The organism is Anabaena cylindrica UHCC 0172 (genome assembly GCF_034931625.1).
Classification (GTDB): Bacteria; Cyanobacteriota; Cyanobacteriia; order Cyanobacteriales; family Nostocaceae; genus Anabaena; species Anabaena cylindrica_A.
Window position 1 is genome coordinate 1 of sequence record NZ_JAYGGY010000002.1, and the last position, 19768, is coordinate 19768.

Annotated in this window: 14 protein-coding genes and 2 tRNA genes; 10 read left to right on the plus strand and 6 right to left on the minus strand. The window is 38.9% G+C overall.

Going from position 1 to position 19768, the window contains the following annotated elements:
- Positions 1-77: 77 nt before the first annotated feature.
- A complete protein-coding gene (ffh, locus tag VB713_RS00800) occupies positions 78-1523 on the minus strand; it encodes a signal recognition particle protein (protein ID WP_323309685.1) in 1446 nt (481 codons plus the stop codon).
- A 183-nt stretch (positions 1524-1706) separates the two neighbouring features.
- Positions 1707-3068 (minus strand): ABC transporter substrate-binding protein, encoded by a 1362-nt coding sequence (locus VB713_RS00805; protein ID WP_416242397.1) that lies wholly within the window; start codon positions 3066-3068, stop codon positions 1707-1709.
- A 144-nt stretch (positions 3069-3212) separates the two neighbouring features.
- Between VB713_RS00805 and VB713_RS00810 the strand changes: the two genes are divergently transcribed.
- The 5 genes from VB713_RS00810 to VB713_RS00830 all read left to right on the plus strand — a co-directional run bounded on the left by VB713_RS00810 (position 3213) and on the right by VB713_RS00830 (position 7220).
- Positions 3213-3971 (plus strand): YebC/PmpR family DNA-binding transcriptional regulator, encoded by a 759-nt coding sequence (locus VB713_RS00810; protein ID WP_323309687.1) that lies wholly within the window; start codon positions 3213-3215, stop codon positions 3969-3971.
- 175 nt (positions 3972-4146) lie between these two features.
- Complete coding sequence (locus VB713_RS00815; protein ID WP_323309688.1) at positions 4147-4947, plus strand: DUF6816 family protein; 801 nt, start codon at positions 4147-4149, stop codon at positions 4945-4947.
- Positions 4948-5034: 87 nt separating this feature from the next.
- A complete protein-coding gene (locus VB713_RS00820) occupies positions 5035-6855 on the plus strand; it encodes an ABC transporter ATP-binding protein (protein WP_323309689.1) in 1821 nt (606 codons plus the stop codon).
- Positions 6856-6967: 112 nt separating this feature from the next.
- Positions 6968-7053, plus strand: a tRNA-Tyr gene (locus VB713_RS00825).
- 95 nt (positions 7054-7148) lie between these two features.
- Positions 7149-7220: transfer RNA gene (locus tag VB713_RS00830), tRNA-Thr, on the plus strand.
- A 471-nt stretch (positions 7221-7691) separates the two neighbouring features.
- Here VB713_RS00830 and VB713_RS00835 read toward each other — a convergent pair.
- Complete coding sequence (locus VB713_RS00835) at positions 7692-8228, minus strand: P-loop NTPase family protein (RefSeq protein ID WP_323309690.1); 537 nt, start codon at positions 8226-8228, stop codon at positions 7692-7694.
- Positions 8229-8577: 349 nt separating this feature from the next.
- On the opposite strand from VB713_RS00835, the gene VB713_RS00840 reads away from it, so the two are divergent.
- From VB713_RS00840 to VB713_RS00860, 5 genes are all read left to right on the plus strand, one after another.
- Entirely contained in the window at positions 8578-9153 is a 576-nt protein-coding gene (locus VB713_RS00840) for a nucleoside monophosphate kinase (protein WP_323309691.1), read from the plus strand.
- A 36-nt stretch (positions 9154-9189) separates the two neighbouring features.
- Positions 9190-9396: a hypothetical protein gene (locus VB713_RS00845; protein WP_323309692.1), complete on the plus strand. Its 207-nt coding sequence runs from the start codon at positions 9190-9192 to the stop codon at positions 9394-9396.
- Between the two features lie 49 nt (positions 9397-9445).
- The gene (rph, locus tag VB713_RS00850; protein WP_323309693.1) at positions 9446-10189 is read left to right on the plus strand and encodes a ribonuclease PH; all 744 of its coding nucleotides are present in this window, start codon (positions 9446-9448) and stop codon (positions 10187-10189) included.
- A 65-nt stretch (positions 10190-10254) separates the two neighbouring features.
- The gene (locus VB713_RS00855; protein WP_323309694.1) at positions 10255-11040 is read left to right on the plus strand and encodes an MlaE family lipid ABC transporter permease subunit; all 786 of its coding nucleotides are present in this window, start codon (positions 10255-10257) and stop codon (positions 11038-11040) included.
- A gap of 172 nt (positions 11041-11212) precedes the next feature.
- The gene (locus VB713_RS00860; protein ID WP_323309774.1) at positions 11213-12403 is read left to right on the plus strand and encodes an MFS transporter; all 1191 of its coding nucleotides are present in this window, start codon (positions 11213-11215) and stop codon (positions 12401-12403) included.
- A 42-nt stretch (positions 12404-12445) separates the two neighbouring features.
- Here VB713_RS00860 and VB713_RS00865 read toward each other — a convergent pair whose 3' ends face one another.
- From VB713_RS00865 to VB713_RS00875, 3 genes are all read right to left on the minus strand, one after another.
- Positions 12446-13690: an MFS transporter gene (locus tag VB713_RS00865; RefSeq protein WP_323309695.1), complete on the minus strand. Its 1245-nt coding sequence runs from the start codon at positions 13688-13690 to the stop codon at positions 12446-12448.
- A gap of 72 nt (positions 13691-13762) precedes the next feature.
- Positions 13763-15346 carry a long-chain-fatty-acid--CoA ligase gene (locus VB713_RS00870; RefSeq protein ID WP_323309696.1) on the minus strand — a complete coding sequence of 528 codons (1584 nt, stop codon included), beginning with the start codon at positions 15344-15346 and terminating at the stop codon, positions 13763-13765.
- 170 nt (positions 15347-15516) lie between these two features.
- Positions 15517-19584 carry an amino acid adenylation domain-containing protein gene (locus VB713_RS00875; RefSeq protein WP_323309697.1) on the minus strand — a complete coding sequence of 1356 codons (4068 nt, stop codon included), beginning with the start codon at positions 19582-19584 and terminating at the stop codon, positions 15517-15519.
- Positions 19585-19768: the final 184 nt, after the last annotated feature.

A 19768-nucleotide genomic window follows, 5' to 3' on the forward strand; every position in this document is an offset into this window, starting at 1 on the left:
ATTGGTCATTGGTCATTGGTCATTGGTCATTGGTCATTGGTCATTGGTCATTGGTGAATAAATTTTCCCTTTGCTACCTAAAGAGTGCCAAAACCTTTTTTCTTTTTCTCTTTCTTTTTCTTTTTTGCGGGTGCTGCACCGCCTGGATAACCGCGCCAGCCTGCGGAGGGACTATTAGCCGCTAAGGGGTTGCCACCGCCGAACATTCCTGGCATACCGGGGAAGTTACCTTGACCCATTTGCTGCATGAGCGATCGCATTTTTTGGAAATCTGCCACCAATTTACTCACATCTGCCTCTCTATAGCCAGCACCAGCAGCAATGCGCCGTCGCCGACTAGGAGAACTAGACAACAAATCCGGATCATGGCGTTCTTGTTTCGTCATCGAATTAATCATCGCCTCACACCGTTTTAGCTGGGTTTCGCCCTGCTTCAACTGGTCATCAGAAAGCTTGTTCATACCTGGAATCATTTTCATGATCCCACCAAGGGAACCCATATTTTTCAGCAGCCGCATCTGCTTGAGAAAGTCGGTAAAATCGAACTTCGCCGACAAAATTTTCGCTTGCATTTGCTCGGCATCTGCCAAGTCAATTTCTTCTTGGGCTTTTTCTACTAAGGTGAGAACATCACCCATACCCAGAATCCGCGAAGCCATCCGTTCTGGATAAAAGGGTTGTAGCGCCTCGACTTTTTCACCCACACCGACAAACTTAATCGGCGCACCGGAAATTTGCCGTACTGACAGCGCCGCACCACCACGGCTATCACCGTCTAATTTAGTCAGAATTGCCCCAGTAATCCCGATTTGGTCGTGAAAGGTGCGAGTAAGATTTGCAGCTTCCTGACCCGTCATGGAGTCCACTACTAACAGAGTTTCGTCTGGTTCGATAGTTGACTTAATGCGGGCTAATTCCCCCATCATCTCTTGGTCGATTTGTAAGCGTCCAGCCGTATCCACAATAACTGTATTAATGCCTTCTGCTCTAGCGCGTTCCACACCTTGACGGGCAATTTCTACAGGATCTGCGTCGCTGCCTAATTCAAAAACAGGAACGTCAATTTGTTTACCCAGTGTCAAAAGCTGATCAATAGCTGCTGGTCGATATACGTCTGTTGCCACTAACAAACAACTGCGATTTAATTTCCGTAAATGTAAGGCTAACTTAGCTGTAGCAGTGGTTTTACCAGTACCCTGTAACCCAGCCATGAGGACAACAGTGGTTTTACCCTCAACTTCTGCTAGGGGAATATTTTCTTCCCCCATCACCTGTACCAGTTCATCGTAGACAATTTTGATAAACTGTTGGTCAGGACGCACACCGGAAATTACTTCGGCTCCCTGTGCTTTGGTTTCGACTTCGGTAATAAAATCTTTGACTACCTGGAGGTTAACATCTGCTTCTAACAAGGCGCGGCGCACTTCCCGCAAAGCATCTTGAATGTTAGATTGGGATATTTTATCTTGTCCCCGCAGTTTTTTCCAGGCAGACTCTAAACGGTCAGATAGTGCATCAAACATAATGTATTTACAACGTAGTTAGACAGAGAAAAAATCTGAACCGCTAGTCTGGCGCTTCAGGATTTCCGGTAAAATTTCAATTTGCTGTATTACCAGCTTAGTAGTTTTTGCTCCAACTGCCTCAATAGAAGGCAGAAGAAAGATAAATACTCTCCCTCATTCTCTCCATTTACCCAGTTTCTTTTAATTGAAAATTAAATCTAAGCGTTGCTGGGCTGTTTTCAGGGCTTGAACTGGGGAAGTTTTACCTAATAACACCGCCTCAATTGCGCGTCCTAAACTATCGGAGATGCGAGTATAACCGGGAAAGATGGGACGTGAATGCCCGTGTTTTGCCTGTTCTAAAAATACCTTGATCTGTGGTTGTTGGTTCAGGAATTCTTGATATTGAGGACTTTGACGAGATTTAATATTGACAGGTAAATAGCCAGTTCCTAAAGCTAATTCTGTTTGGAAATCTGCACTTAAGGTATATTCAGCAAATTTAAAAGCGGCTTTTTCTCTTTCTGGGGTAGTTTTAAACAAGAATAGATTTTCACCACCAATGACGGTGGCAGGTTCTTTCTGCACGGGAATGGGAAAAACTGCAAAATCTACACCACTTTGTTTCAATTCTCCCAAGCTCCAAGGGCCTGTTACCTGCATTGCCACTTTACCATTAACCAAGCTTTCGATCTCATAACCCCGTTCTGGCGAGGATAGTACTGCATTACTATCTGCAATTAAATCTTGCCAAAATTGCAAAGCTGCGATCGCTCCTTGATTATCTGCCAAAACCACATCTGCTGCACTCTGACCATTACCATTTACCAATTTACCACCACCACTCCACATAAAAGGCAACCAAGTGAAAACTGTAAATTCGCCCTTTCCACCAGGTAGCAGCATTCCATGTTGATCGATCTGCCCATCTCCATTAGTATCACGAGTTAATTTTTTCGCAGCTTGTCGCAACTCTTCCCAAGTCTGCGGTAACTCAGTAATTCCTGCGGCTTTGAACAAACTGGGACGGTAATAAACCCCGACATTATTGGTAGCAAAAGGAACTGACCAAATTTGCTCGTTGTATTGCATTGATGTATACAAAGCAGGATCAATTTCCTGTTTGACTGGAGAATTAGCTAACTTTTCATCCAATGGGATCAACGCACCCAGTTCTACTAATTGTCCAGCAATTGTCGGATTAAACCATAATAAATCAGGTGGTGCATTCCCCACCACTGCTGCCAAAATCTTGGGCATTTGCTGATCTTGTTGACCCACATATAAAGATTCTACTTGAATCTCTGAATGAGCTTGATTAAATTTGTTGACTAGCTTTTGCAATACATCCCGATTTTGTGGTGGATTCACACCATGCCAGAAGGTAACATAAGTCACTTTATTAGATGATTGTATATAATTACATCCACTTAAAGAGAATATGACCATAAACAACATGAGAAAGAAACTACTAAGGTAATATAGTGATTTCTTGGACTTGCTTTGGCAGTGACGGAAAATGAAAAATTGATGCAGATAATTAGCAAATTTACGCAATTTCATCGTAAAAACTTGAGAACTTGCACAATTATCTTAGTTCAAGATGTGACCAGCAAATAACCGCAGTTACTCAACCTGAGATTTGCATCTAAGTCAAAGCTAGATATATCCTATGTTTGAAGAGAGTGTTAATATTTTTCTTTATTTATGTCAGGACATAGTAAATGGGCAACTATTAAGCGCCAGAAAGCAGTAGTAGATGCTAAAAGGGGAAATATCTTTACTCAGCTATCGCGGGCGATTATTGTGGCTGCTAGAAATGGTGTACCAGATCCGGCGGGTAATTTTCAACTACGGACGGCGATTGATAAAGCTAAAGCTGCGGGCATTCCCAATGATAATATCGAAAGAGCGATTGCTAAAGGTGCAGGTACTCTTGGCGGCGATAACTCCAGTTTAGAAGATATTCGCTATGAAGGTTACGGACCAGGTGGTGTAGCCATTTTAATTGAAGCTTTAACAGATAATCGCAATCGCACAGCAGCAGATTTGCGGGTAGCTTTTAGTAAAAACGGTGGAAACCTGGGAGAAATCGGTTGTGTTAGTTGGATGTTTTCCCAAAAAGGGGTTTGTGTAGTTGAAGGTATTGAGGATGAAGAAAAGCTTTTAGAAGCTTCTTTAGAAGGTGATGCTGAATCTTATGAAATGATTGCTGATGACATTGCAGGAGTGTTTACCGAAGTAGCAAATTTAGAAATTCTTAGTCAAACACTCAAAGAAAAAGGCTTGAAAGTTACAGATGTAGAGTTACGTTGGATTCCGGGAAATCAGGTAGAAGTAACAGATCGTGATCAGGCTAAATCTCTTCTCAAATTAATTGATACTCTAGAAGGTTTAGATGATGTGCAGAATGTCACAGCTAACTTTGAAATGACTGAAAATCTTATGGCTTTGAGTATGGCTTAATACAGCAAAATTTAGTAGGGATTATGAACAGAATAAGTACCTCGGCAAAATTAATTATACATTTTCTCGAAAAATAGAAATCCTTGGAATCTTCTTCTGTTATCTGTTAAAAATTTCTTGTTCCCTTCCTAAACTGTGCAAAATAAATTGCACGACTACTTAAAACAGTAATTTTATGTTTTTTATCAGAGCAATTTGGAGTTTTTGCCTAATACTTTTACTCCTACTAGCAAATGGAGAAGCACAAGCAGGAGAATTAGCCACCCGGTTAGCAAATTTTCCGCAATGGGAAAAATTAACATCAGTGAAAACAGCCAAAGGGGATTTAGTATATCCTGATTGGATGTCTGGAACTTGGCAAGTTACCAGTACCTTAGTAGATTTAGCCGCACCTTTAGCACCAGATATTATCACACCTGGTTTTGAAGGAAACCGTCATCAACTAAATCAACCTATTACTTTTTTGGTCAGATTTGTAAAAATTAAACCGCAAATCTCAGGTTTCAAACTTATCCCTAAAATAGATAATCAATCACAAATATTAGTAGCTGATAGAGTATTTAACAGCTTGAATTTATCAAAAGCTTATTTAGGAAATGATGCAATTTTATCAATTAAAATAGATCCAGAATCTCCTAATCGTCAAATTACCTTTTTACGAGGTGAACGTCAATTAGTTTCTATTGTCACCGCACGGGCTACAGAAAATACACCTGATCATAAATTTATCACTACAGAAGTATTTCAACAATTATTTAAAGGCGGTTCTCGTCCTTATTTCAACATCGTAGAATCTACAACAGCCTACCATCAACTAGCCACATCCAATCCAGCAATTAAAGCAGATCAAGTTACTGCTGTTTACCTTTCTCCCCAAGATCCTGATTATTTTACCGCAGGTTCTCAACCGGTTGCTCTTTATCGTTATCGACTCGATTTTTTGCCCTCAGTACAGCCAAATACGTCTCAAGAATGATTTAATCGTTTACAGCTTGACTCTTTTGTAGTATAGCTGTAGTATAAAGTTCCTAGCTCATGGTTATGCTTTGGAATATTGTTCATCATGGCGAATTTTCGAGATATTCTCAATTATTTTCGTCCTTACTGGCCGCTGAGTATTTTCAGCATTACCGCATCCAGTTTTTACGAAATTATTGATTTAGTTGTACCTTATTCGATTGGACAAATATTAAATGTTTTGTCTAATCAACCCTTAGACAAACCAGTACAAGAAGCGATTGTTACCCTTGCCAATATCACAAATTATCCAGTTAATAAATCTCTATCGCTGGCTTTATTACTAGGTTTAATATTTTTAGTTACCGTAGTTAGAGCGCCAACCCAGCCTTACTTAACTCTTTGGTTTCATTGGGATATAGCCTTAAGAGCGCGTCGAGATAAAACCCAAACAGCCATAGCCAAAATTCTCACCCTACCACTGGAATTTTATGATGAAAATAACCCTGGACGTATAGCAGGAAGAATAGCTAGAGGTCTTGTTAACCACACCTGGGGTTATCCTGAAATTGCAGGTCAATTTATTCCTAAATTATTGCGAGTAGTGGGAATATTTGTAATTATTGCCTTGATTGAATGGCGAATTGCAGGGTTATTTCTGATTTCTTTTGTACTTATCCTCAGCTTTAGTTTGAAGCAATTGCAGCAGCTAATTGGTTGTGAAATCACTCTAGATAAGTATATGGAAAACACAGAAAGCCGCACATCAGAAATTGTCACAAACATCAAAACAGTTAAAGCCTTTGCAACAGAAGCCAAGGAACTTGAGCGACAAAAACAACGTTTGCATCGAGAATTAAAAGTAGTTGATTACCGACTTCACAGAGGTTATGTGAAACTGGCAACTTTGCAAAAGACTGTCATTCAGTTTTGTGTGTTTATGATTTTGGGTCTAACTCTAGTCGCCACACTAAATGGTAAAATTTCTCTTGGTCATTTTGTCATGACTTTAACTCTTTCTAGCATGGCATATTCTGAGTTAGAACCTATCAGTAATTTAGCCGAATCTTTCGCACGTCGCTATTCTTCTATGATGCGGTTTCATGAATTTCTGCAAACACCATCAGGAGTAGATTCAGATGGACTTTTGACAGACATAAATCCGCAAGAGTTACCATATAAATTTACTGGCAAGCTGGAATTTTCTCACATTGGTTTTGGATATGATAGTAATCGTCAAGTTTTGCAAGATATCAATCTCTTGATTGAGCCATATCAAACAGTGGCGTTAGTAGGAAAATCAGGTTCTGGTAAGTCTACTTTAGTCAAGTTGCTATTGCGTTACTTTGAACCACAAACAGGGCTGATTTTGATTGATGGTGAAGATATTCGCGCTTTAGATGTAGGTAATTATAGACGCAGATTAGCGATCGTCCACCAAGAAGTAGACATTTTTAACGGTACAATTTTGGATAACCTCAAATATGGTAGACCAGAAGCGACCTTTGAGCAGGTGCAGGAAGCCTGTAGAATCGCCAGACTTGATGAAGTAGTTCAGCACCTACCTCAAGGTTATTACACCGTTGTAGGGGAGCGTGGGGTGAGGTTATCGGGAGGACAAAGACAGCGTTTAGGAATTGCTAGGGCGTTACTAGTGGAACCAGACGTTTTGATTTTTGACGAAGCCACCTCTAGCTTAGATTACGAGTCTGAGCGTTCAATTCAACTCGCTATGCGCTCAATTCAAGGAACTCGCACCACAATTATTATCGCCCACCGTCTCAGCACCGTCAGGGAAGCCGACAAAATCGTGGTTCTTGATCAGGGAAAAATTGCCGAAGTCGGTAACCATGCTGAATTATTACTTCAAGAAGGCATTTACCACCGCTTACACTCCCTGCAAGAAACAGGAGATTTTATTGATTAATTTCCTAAAACCCTTTTGGAGCAAGCAATTTGGGGTTTCTATAAAAATCTTTTCTCCAACCCCTTGCCAGATTTAAAAACTGGTGCTATTGTTGTTAATCGTGGGACATAACGGGTCGATGTCCGAGTGGTTAATGGAGACGGACTGTAAATCCGTTGGTTTACACCTACGCTGGTTCAAATCCAGCTCGGCCCACCACTTTTGGAGATGTGAGTTACAATAGCTGAGTGTCGAGTAAACTTCTCAGCTTTGTAACTTGTAACTCGCCAGAAAAGTTAAGTTTCAGTTTTTTTGCCCGTGTGGCTCAGTGGTAGAGCACACCCTTGGTAAGGGTGAGGTCACGAGTTCAATCCTCGTCACGGGCTTTTTGAAATTATCGAAAGATAAATAATTTTAACCATTTGCATAAGTCTGCTGTACTTTATCATTGTATCAAATATCTAACAATTATGGTTCTTCGGTTCTTTTTATGGAAAACCTGGGTTAAAACCATTGAAAGCCTTATTGTGTAGGCATTTCATGGAAAATGTGGGCGTAATTGTTTAAAACCCTTCCGGGGTAGGGGTTTTGTTATAATCAATCCTCAATCACCATAAAAGAGACGCAAGAGCCTCAACTATTTAATGATTAATTGTTTTTCATGATTGATAATCTTAAATACAGCAGTCAAATGCAATACAATCGAGGTCGGGGAAACCCCGCCCCTACAGGCTTGGTAATGAAAAACTGTACTTCATAACAGCTGATGAAACCCCTCTCCATAGACGCGAAGCGGCTTCTCGAAGAGTACCTAGAGGCTTAAGACTTGGTTTTTGTATTCCCTAAGTTATAGATTTTTAAGGCTGATGACTACGACGAATTTCTGTAATTTGATCTGCTATGTCTAGTAGAGATTTCGATATTTCTGTGCCGGTGAGAATGATATCAACATGAGGAGGGCGTTTGGCGAGAAATTCTAAAACCTCTGCTTCTGGAATTAAGCCGAAGTTGATGGCTAAACTTAACTCATCTAAAACAAAGAGAGAGTACTTGCCTTCAGATACTACTTTTTGCGTATACTGCCACAATTGTTGTAAAGCTTGGTTTTCGGTTTCGTCCAAGTGTGGGGTATCAATACAACGGGGTAAGTCACAGCGAATCCAATCTAAATTTTGAACCATGTGAATAGGTTTTTCATGTCCTTGACGAATACCACCTTTGAGAAACTGCACTATTAATACTGGTGTACCTTGACCTGCTATTCTCAGCGCTTGTGCCATAACGCTTGTAAAAAAGTTACGATGGGGACTAGTGAAAACTTGTAATAGTCCCTCAACTGAATATGGTAAACTGAGGGTCGAATTGATACTTGGGGTTTCTAGTTGTGCAACCATAGGGTTAAGTTTAAAAAGTGACAATAAATTAAATAGTTTTCGTTGAGAGTAGTAATCGTAAATCTAAGCTGTATAATCAGTCTGTTTTGTACAGGCCTAGTGTATTTCATGATTGCCATTATTTAGTCAAACACTAGATTTATTTTGAAGTCAAGAGCTATTTTGATTTACAGTTTTGTTTTTCTTGCCTGGAGATAGTTGTAAAAATAGCAACAAATAATTGGCAGTATTTATCAATTAAAATTATGGGCTAGAGGCTGAAAATCATTAAAAAAGTAGATTTATCATTTTATTTGGGCAAAACAGAGTTAGGTGGTAGTGAATTTAAGATGATGGGGAGTGAATTATTGTGAGATTGGTGATTCTAGGAGGTTCAGGATCTGGAAAAAGTACTCAAGCACAAAGGCTGTGCAAATACTTTGATGTTCCGCTGATTTCAACAGGTGAGATTTTACGGGATGCTATAGCTGGTGATAAATCAGGTAATGGCTATGGTGAACTAAATGATTTAGGACGTAATGCCCGTCCTTATGTGATTAGAGGGGAATTAGTGCCAGATGAAATGATGATTGAATTTATCAAGGTGCGTTTGAGTCAACAGGATGCTAATGGTGGTTGGATATTAGAGGGCTATCCCCGGACTGCTTTTCAAGCGGAAGAATTAGATTTTTTATTGGACAATTTGGGAGAAAAATTAGATTGGGCAATATATCTGCAAGTACCACAGGCAGTGATGGTTAGCCGTTCCTTGGGGCGATCGCTCCCAGATGATCAACCAGAGATTGTACAGCGGCGTGTAGAGTTGTTCTACGATCGCACTATCCCTATTTTAGAATATTATGACCGCCGTCGTCGTCTATTAACTATCAATGGTGACGATTCCCCAGAACAGGTACAGCACAATATTCTGACTTTACTTGGGTGACAGGGGGCATGAGGCAGGGGGCAGGAGGCAGGAGGCATGAGGCAGGGAGCAGGGGGCAGGGAGCAGGGGGCAGAAGATAAATACTTCCTCATCTCACCAGTCACCAATCACCAATTACCAATTACCAATTACCAATCACCAATTACCAATCACCAATCACCAATCACCAATCACCAGTCACCAATCACCAATTCCCAATCACCAATTACCAATCCCCAATCCCCAATTCCCAATCCCCCGTGATTCTGCGGTAATGTAAAAGGCAGAATGGAAAAATTTTGAGGTAACTTCAATGACTTGGCAGCGTCCAGATGGTCGAAACCCCTACGAACTCCGTCCACTGAGTTTTTATCCTAATTTTACCCGCTTTGCGCCTGGTTCGGTTCTGGCAAAATGCGGTGATACTCAGGTACTTTGCACTGTTAGCGTTGCTGAGGGCGTGCCTAGATTTTTAAATGGGAGTGGTAAAGGTTGGTTAACGGCTGAGTACCGGATGTTACCATCTGCAACACAACAACGACAGGAAAGGGAATTATTGAAATTATCAGGACGGACACAAGAAATTCAACGTTTAATTGGACGGAGTTTAAGGGCTGCTTTAGATTTTGAGGTGTTGGGAGAACGGACGCTGACTGTAGATGCTGATGTGTTGCAAGCAGATGCGGGAACAAGGACAACGGCGATTACAGGTAGCTTTGTCGCCTTAGCTCATGCCATTTCTCAATTATTGCAACAGGGGGTATTAGAGCGATCGCCTTTGTGCGGACAAATCGCGGCTGTTTCTGTCGGCTTATTGGAGAAAGAAGCATTTTTGGATCTTAATTATATTGAAGATGTAGCTGCAACCGTAGATTTTAATGTAGTCATGAATCAAAACCTGGAAATTATCGAAATCCAGGGAACAGCAGAAGAAGGCAGCTTTAACCGTCAGCAGTTAAACCAGTTGCTGGATGTTTCTGAAAAAGGGATTCAGGAATTATTAATTGCCCAACAAAATGCAATACCGGGCTGGAACACACTGTTTATAGGAAATTGAGATGCAATATTTCCCGTCAATGGTCAGTTTTGGTGAATACTGACTAATATTAAAAGTTAATACTTATGGCGGTAAAGTTGCAACCAACAAGAAATCGAAAGCAATGGTGGATTATCCGCTGTTTTGCTACAGTGCTGCTTTTTGGTCAAATCTCGTTACATATAATTCAAGGAAAAACTTACCACCGGAAAATTTTGGAGCATATGGTGACGGCTGGGCCTGCTGCCCTCGCACCAGTTCTGCTAGTCAGTGGATTTGCGGGTATGATTTTCACCATTCAAACAGCCAGAGAATTAGTCAGATTTGGTGCTGTTGAGTCTGTGGGAGGTGCTTTCGCTTTAGCCTTTTGCAGAGAATTAGCGCCAATTTTAACTGCGAGTATTATTGCCGGGCAAGTAGGTTCAGCATTTGCAGCAGAAATAGGGGCAATGCGAGTCACAGAACAGATTGATGCCCTGTATATGCTCAAAACCGACCCCATTGATTATCTCGTCCTACCGAGAGTCATTGCTTGCTGTTTGATGATGCCTTTAATGATGATTTTTGCTTTAGTGATAGGCATCAGTGGGGGAGCTTTTGCGGCATTTCAGTTTTATCATGTTGACCCAGAGACATTTTTAGAATCGGTTCGAGATTTTTTAGAACCTTCAGATATGTTGATTATTTTGCTCAAAGGGTTAATTTTTGGACTTATAGTTGCAGTCAATGGCTGTAGTTGGGGACTGACTACCAAAGGAGGAGCTAAAGAAGTAGGAGAATCAGCAACAACAGCAGTTGTGACTACTTGGGTAGCAATTTTTATCATGGATTTTGTACTGGCGTTGCTGCTATTTGAAAAGCCCATACTTTAAACTTGATGATTTGTCATGTATCAATCCCTTGGTGGGCAAAGCCATCCCACAAAGCCAATCCAGACAGTTTGACAGTCTGTCATTTGACGACACTACCGATGAACAAGAGAATTATTGAGGATATCGAATTTGAAATTAAAACAGTGTGTCTATATTATTTATAACAGGTAAGATGTTTTCTAAACTGATTTTGCTCGCTACCCTTTATACTTCTCAGTTTATCCCTACCACATTCTTCATCCAAGCATTACCCGTTTTTATGCGACAACAAAAAATGTCGCTGAATGTGATCGGATTTCTGGGTTTATTGATTCTTCCATCAGGGTTAAAGTTTCTTTGGTCGCCATTAATTGATCGCTACCGATTGGGTAAGTTAGGACATTATCGCGGTTGGATTATTTGCTTTCAATTATTGTTAGCATTAACCATGTTTACAACTGCTTTTCTAGATATCCAAAATAACTTAAATGCCTTACTAATTTGTATGTTTCTGGCATCTTTATTGTCATCTAGCCAAGATATTGCTACTGACGCATTAGCAGTAAATATACTTGAACCAGAAGAACGGGGATTGGGGAATGCCGTTCAAGCTGGAGGAAATGTTTTCGGCGCAGTGCTTGGCGGTGGCGTAATGCTGATTTTACTAGATAAAATGGGATGGCGATATAGTTTAATTACTATGTCTGTTTTCATGCTAATAAATTTAATTCCCATATTACTTTATCAAGAAGAAGTTACTATAAAATCACAAAATTCAGGCTTTTTCCGGTCATATTTTCAGCCATTCATCAGCTTTTTTTCGCGTCCGAATATACTACCTTGGCTGTTTATATTACTTCTGTATATGAGTGGCGAGAGTGTAACGAGTATTTTGATTCGTCCATTGTTAGTAGATAGGGGTTTGTCTTTATCAGATATTGGTTGGATTTTAGGAATAGTTAGTTATAGCGCCCGTATTGTTAGCGCTTTGATTGCTGGATTACTAATTGTGAAAATAGGGCAGAAAAAATCTCTAATTTTGTTTGGAATAATCGCTGCTTTTACCACACTTTTATATATTATTCCGGCAATTGGTGTTAGTAGTTTGGTTGTACTTTATGCAGTTTGTATTTTAGTTAACATTACTCAAAGTATGGCATATACTGCCCTGCTTAGTGCCATGATGGGTAAGAGCGATCGTGCTACTGCGGCTACTGATTACACAATTCAAGTTTCTGTGATGTTTTTAGGTGCAATTGCTGCCACAGTTCTGAGTGGTATGGTAGCAGCTAAAACGGGTTACACTTTCACATTTATGATAAGTACGGCGGTAAGTTTGTTGAGCGTATTCTTGATTAGTAAGCAATATGAAGTTAGTTCTTAATTCCTAGTTTTGATAACACTGTTATTGCAATTATTTACCTGACTAATTAATGGTGCGTACTGATTTATTCGCTGATAAAAAAGCAGTTGTCATCAGCATAATACTGCCGGCAAGAGTGAAAAGAATTGTGAGATTAAAACCAGCTAATAAGCCAGATAAAGCGAAAGAGAAAGGAGCAATGCCAAAGGAAGAAAGCATTCCTAAACTCATAACTCTACCTATAATTTCTGGTGGAGTTCGCTTTTGAATCCAGGTAATACCCACAATACTAAAAAAGCCACCACAACAACCAAGTACAGCGATAATTGCACTAGCTAATACTATATTGGGGATGAAGCCAAGTAGAAACAAACCAAAGCCTTGTATACTAGCAAGACTCAGCATTAATACTCCCAGTGATGGAAGATTTGGGAGTAATTGAGGTATCAATGTTCCTAATAAACCACCACCACCCCAAGCAGAATTCATGATTCCTAAAGCAACTACACCACCTGAAAAGCGATTATGAGCTAATGAAGTGATACCAACTTGCAAAGGACCAATAATCAAAAAATTCAACATCATTAATACTAGCAAAACTGCTCTCAGAGACGGATTCTGCCAAGCGTAGTTGATTCCCTCACGAATACCAGTCATTAAGCTCAAAATTTTACTGGAGGAAGGATTTTTCGTCATCATAGTATTGGGCTTAAAAGTGACTTTCATTAATGAAAGTGTGATGACTGCAACAATGAAAGTAGCAGCATCAATTGCAAATGCCTTTTCAATCCCGCTAGTAGCAATTAATAAACCACCTAAAGCTGGTCCAATGAGTAAAATTAATTGGGAAGTTCCTTGAATTAAAGTGTTACTCGCTACCAATTGTTCTTTGCTTACGAGGCTAGGTAATATTGATTTTGCGGCTGGAATAAAAAATCCATCTACAATTCCAAAGGTGATAGCAAATAAGTAAAGATGCCATAGTTGAGTGACTTGCAAGCTAACTATAATTGTGAGTAAAATTGTTAGCAAAGCACGTAAAGCATTGGAAAGCAGCATAACTAACCGGGGTGATAAGCGATCGCTCACTACACCGCCAATTAGCATTAAAATAGCACGAGGAATGGCTGCTGCCATCAACACAGTGCCTACACTAACACCAGAGTTTGTTAGCTGTATAGTCAGCCACGGTAATGCTACTAGGTAAAATTGATCGCCTATTAGTGAAATATTTTCACCGATGAATAGAAGTAGTAAGTTGGGTATGGTTAGCGGTTGCCAAAGACTGGAATTTGTTGGTTTTTTCATTAGTATGAAATATTTTTTTTAACGCAGAAGGGCGCGGAGGTAGCGTAAAGGTACGCGGAAGAATGGAGAATTTTAATTAACTTTTCTTTGATAGCCTTGCCAATATTTTTCTCGAAGTTTGGCTTTTTGTAATTTACCACTTGGTGTCCTTGGTAAGGATTCAGCAAATTCAACACTTCTAGGTAATTTGAAATCAGCAAGTTTACCGCGCACAAATTGAATGATATTTAGTGCGGTTGCATCCATAGCTGGTTTTAAAACGACAATAGCTTTAATAATTTCTCCAAAATCTGCATCTGGAACACCAATTACTGCAACTTCGGCGACTGCTGGATGTTCATATAAAATATTTTCAATCTCGGCTGGATAGATGTTTTCGCTGGCGCAACAGATCATATCTTTGATGCGATCGCAAATATAAATATAACCTTCTGTGTCAAAATAGCCAGCATCACCAGTATGAATCCAGCCATCTACCAAGGTTTTTGCTGTGGCTTCGGGTAATTTCCAATAACCTATCATATTGGCAGGAGATTTAATACAAATTTCCCCCACTTGAGTGCCACGTACTTCTTTTCCTGTACTATCTAAAATAGCTACTGACACCCCAGGAAAGGGTTTACCAGCAGATTTGAGTCTGTCTGGATTTGTTGCCAATGTATGAGCATCTGGGGATAAGCTAACAGCACAATTTCCTGTTTCTGTCATGCCATAAATTTGCACAAAGTTACAGTCAAATGTAGACATTGCCTCTTTCAAAGATGATTCAGCAATTGGGGAACCTCCATAAACAATGTATTCTAATGAGGAAAAATCTGTTTTTTTACATTGGGGTTCAGATAATAAAACTTGAATCATTGCGGGGACAATACAAGTTTTAGTAATTCGATATTGGGGAATTATTTTTAATATTTCAACACTATCAAAAGTTGATAATAAAATATTTTCTGCACCAGAGACTAAACCACGAATAGCCCACCATAAACCGCCGATATGAAAGCTAGGTAAAACGAGGAGACTTTTATCTTTTTTCTGCCAATTTATCCAGTTTTTACCTGCTTTGAAAAATTCCTGAGCAACGGCAAAAAAACTATAATGTGCTAGTTGGACTCCTTTCGGTCTTCCCGTTGTCCCACTAGTGTACATTTGCACGATAACATTATTTATGTCAATAGTCATGTTGGGCTGAACATCGTTATGAAGTTGACACCAATTATCGTAATTTAGCCATTTATCTGCTTGCTTATCTCCTAGAGAAATAATATTTTTAACACCATCAAGTTCATTAATAATAGTTTTGACTAATTTATGAAATTCAGCACCAACAAAAAGAATTTCAACATCAGCATCTTTAATTATATAGCTGACTTCCGCAGCAGCCAAGCGCCAATTAATAGGAACTAAAACAACATTTATTTTGGCACAGGCAAATAATATTGTATAACTACTAAGTGAATCTTTAGCCAATAATGCAACGCGCGAACCATCTTTAATTCCTTGAGATAAAAGTGCATTAGCGACACGATTACTTTGGATATCTAACTGTGAATAAGTCAGGAATTTATCCTGATCAATTAATGCTTTATGATCTGCAAATTGACGTGATTGTATTTGTGATAAACTTGCTAATGTTGTAATTTCATTGTTGTACATCATAGAGATTTTCCAAAAATTGTATTTATATCGGTTAAGCTAAATTTAATGACTTTCTGAAAAACTAACCACAGATAAATAAGAGATATACCAATATTATATAAAACAGGATAATCCATATTTATCTGCGTTTATCTGCGTCCATCTGCGGTTAATTATTCTGGAAATTTTATTTAATTTGGGTGATTTTGTAAAGCGTAGAGGTATTGTTGTAATTTTTGAGCAAGGTTTTGAATATTTGGTGGACGCATGATAGTAAAGTGATTAGCATGGACAATTTCTGTGTGGGTTGTATTTGTTGTGTATTGACTCCAATTAGTACGAGATATTCCTTGTGCATATTCCTCTAGAGCTTCCCAAATGTAGATTTTAGCTTGTATCTGAGGTGGATGATGAACTCTAAGCATTTGTTCGTGAATTTCGGTGAGGTTGAGTTGTTTTTCTATCATGTTTACAGAAATATCAGCAAAAGTTTCATCAAATAATAATCCCAGTTCTTGTAAGCGATTGCGTTCAAAGTTTGGTGCATTCTTAGGAAGTAAAAAAGCATCCACAAGTCCGACAAAAGCGACTTCTTGCTCTTGTTTTTCTAACTCTTTTGCAACACTTATAGCAATTACCCCGCCCATAGACCAACCCATGAGATAATAAGGGCTATTTAGTTGATGTTGGCGAATAATTTTAGCGTATTCTACAGCCATTTTATCAATGCTTTCATATTCAGGAAGCGAATTATTCAAAGTCCGAGATTGTAAACCATAGATAGGTTGATTTGAATCCAAACAAGTTGCTAAATGCTGATAAGCCATCACTTGTCCCCCAGATGGGTGGATACAAAATAGTGGTAGCTGCGTTCCTTCAACTCGGATGGGAACTAAAACTGAAGATACAGGATTTTTGGTAAAAGAATTTGCTAAACCCGCCACAGTTGGATACTGAAAAAGTGTACTGATGGCTATATTTTGACCAAGTTTATGATTGATTTTGGCAATTAATTGCAAGGCTAAAAATGAGTGTCCACCCAATTCAAAGAAGTTATCATTTATGCCTATTTGATTAAGTTGGAATACTTCACCCCAAATTGATATTAATATTTTCTCAGTTGGGTTACGCGGTAGCACCAAAGTTTTTTCTAACTTTGGTGTTTTGGTGGGTGTAGGAAGTGCTTGACGATTCACTTTACCATTAGCTGTGAGTGGTAATGATTCTAACAGCATAAAAGTAGAAGGTATCATATATGCTGGTAACTTTGTTTGGAGGAAATGACGCAGTTCACTAAAATTAATTTCCGAGGCTTTCTCAGGTTTAGGAACTATATAACCTATCAGTGACTTATTGCTTTTTTCTTCTAGTACATTAACAATTACTTCTTTAATTGTGGTATGCTGTTGCAATGCAAATTCAATTTCACCGAGTTCAATTCGGTAGCCATGAATTTTAACTTGAAAATCGTCCCGTCCCAAAAACTCAATATTACCATCTGGTAAATACCGTCCCCAATCACCGGTTTTATAAAGCCGTTCTTGAGTCTGTGGATGAATGATAAAGCTAGTCTGGGTTTTCGCTTCGTCACACCAGTAACCTTTAGCTAGTCCGATTCCGCCAATATAAAGATGTCCAGCAACCCATACTGGACAATTTTCAAGAGTTTCCTTTAGTACATAAAATCTCTGGTTAGTCATTGGAAGACCATAGGGAATACTCTTATTATTTGCATTTTCAATAGGATAGATAATAGACCAAATAGATGTTTCTGTCGCACCTCCAAGACTGATAATTTTTACTTTTTTAGATAACGTTTTGACTTGCTGTGGTAAACTCAGTGGTATCCAATCACCACTCAGTAAAACTAACCGCAAACTGTTAAATAAAATCTCCTGATGCGGTGAAGCATATTCAACTAACATTTGCATTAAAGCCGGAACTGAATTCCAAATTGTGATTTGATATTTTGTAATCAATTCTGTCCAATGATTTGGATCTTTAGTACTAGCAGCTTCAGGAATCACAATAGTCCCTCCCGCAGCTAAAGTACCGAAGATATCGTAAACTGATAAATCAAAACTCAGAGACGAAAGCGCTAAAATCCGGTCATCTGCATTCACGTTAAAGCGTTGATTAATGTCGAGGATAGTGTTAACTACACTTTGATGACTAATCATCACGCCTTTGGGTATTCCCGTAGAGCCAGAGGTATAAATTATATATGCAAGGTCTTCTGGTTTTACTACTGTCTCTAATAAATGGTTATCTAGAGGCTTGATATCAGCATCTATACAAAGACGTTGGATGTTCTCCGGCCAATCTATTCGGTTCTCAAGTCGAGTTTGCGTCAACAGGATTTGGACTTTTGCCTGTTGTAAAAGATACCATTGGCGCTCAGTTGGTAGTCCAGGGTCAATGGGTAGATATGCAGCACCAGCAGCTAGGATACCCAAAGTTGCCACAACTTGCTCCCAGCCTTTTTCCATGATAATTGCTACTATTTGTCCGGGAAAAACACGTAGCTGTTGCAGGTGATGAGCTAAATTAATTGCGCGATCGCCTAATTCTTGATATGTTAAAGTGAGACTGCTAGTAACTACAGCCATCTGCTGTGGACGCAAAGATACTTGTTCAAAAACCAAAGTATGTAGTAAAGCTGTTTCTGGAATTGGTTTCTCTGTAGCATTCACAGCTACTCGCTGCCTTAGTTGTGCTGGTGGTAATAGCGATCGCTGCTTTATGTACCATACTTCATCATCCTTGGCTAATTGTTGCAACAAATCGCAATAAGCACCAAACATATCATTTAAAAGACCATCAGGAAAAAGTTCTTCTACAACATCCCAGTTAAATATTAATGCGCCATTCTGTTCTGTAACTTGATGATCTAAAGAAACTTGTGGTGTTTGGCTGATACCATAAACTATTTCACCTAAAAAGCTGTATTCTAAATCTCCCTGAGTAAAAGAACTTAAACCTAAAACACTGCTAAAAACTATTGGCATAGTAGCAGTTAAACCAGTTTTTTGGCGACGTGCTAATTCTCGTAGTACCTCAACCCCACTGATTTGCAGATGATCTAAATCTTGCAACAATTGCTGCTGAATTTGCAAAGCACGAGCAATAAATGTATCTGGAATTGAATTATCTATTGCCAAGAGGTTAGTAGTAGTAAAATCACCAACAATTTGATTTATTTGTGGGTGAATAGGTAGGCGTTCCAACACCGTCAAATTGAGAGTAAAACGGGGATTTTTGCTCCATACTGTTAAAACTTCTGCAAAAGCAGCCAGCAAAATCACAGAAGGAGTTAAACCAGAATTTTGACCCCGTTGCTTTAATTTTTGCCAGATATTGGGGGATAATTCAGCACGGTAACGTTTAAATTTATATTCTTTTAATTCACTGGTAAAAGAAACTAAAGGTAATTCTGGTGCTGGTGGTAAAGTATCTAAACGGCTAAACCAATAATCTTGGGATTGTTTAATTAATTCTAAATTTTGTAAGGCATTTTTATTAATTACATAATCCCGAAAAGATAAATCTAATGGAGATAATAATAAATCAGGTTTTTGATAAAGTGTATTCCACTCTTGAAATACAATGCGAATACTCGCAGCATCCACAACTAATAAATCCATACTGATGTGAATGCGGACGTGCTGATTATCTAAATAAGTTGCACAAATATCAAACCAAGGCCATTCTTGAGAAAGTACAACTTGGTGAGATAAATTTTCTCGAATAGCTGTTAACTGCGCTTCTACTTCTGTTCTTTCTAATCCTCGCAAATCCAATATAGCAATTTCATAATCGGGGACTTGTGCTAAAATTTGTTGTTCACCTGTAGGTAGCACTACCGCTCTTAGCATATCATGGCGAACAATTAATTTTTGCCAAGCTGCTATTAAACGTGATAAATCTAAATTACTAACTTCAAATTCTAAATAGTGATGATTAGCAAAATTACCTAACTCAAATATACTACTACGTCCTACCCAATGAGCTTGTTGAATATCAGTCAGAGGAAAAGGTTCATATCGGTTTTGATAATCTGGTTCAATAATTGGCAAAGAAGTAGTTTTCGGGTCATTTAAGCGTAGCAACCGGATAATTTCTATTTTATGCTCTGCAAGTGAGTCAAATAGCTCTTTTGTTAATACCCCTTTGGGTGCTTCAATACTTAATTTGTCATTTTCTACCCACAATTTCACACCACGTTTATCCAGTTCTGTTAAAAGTTCATTTCTGTTCATATATAGCAGTTCTAAATTATTTGCCAACAATTCTCCGTATCTCTGTGGTTCGTTAAAAAAATATAAAAATGGATTTTTCTAACGCATTCGCCATTATATCTAAGTAGGTTGGGTTTCGTTCCTCAACTCAACATTTTCGGAAATTTGTTGAGTTTCACTTCGTTCTACCCAACCTACAAATATC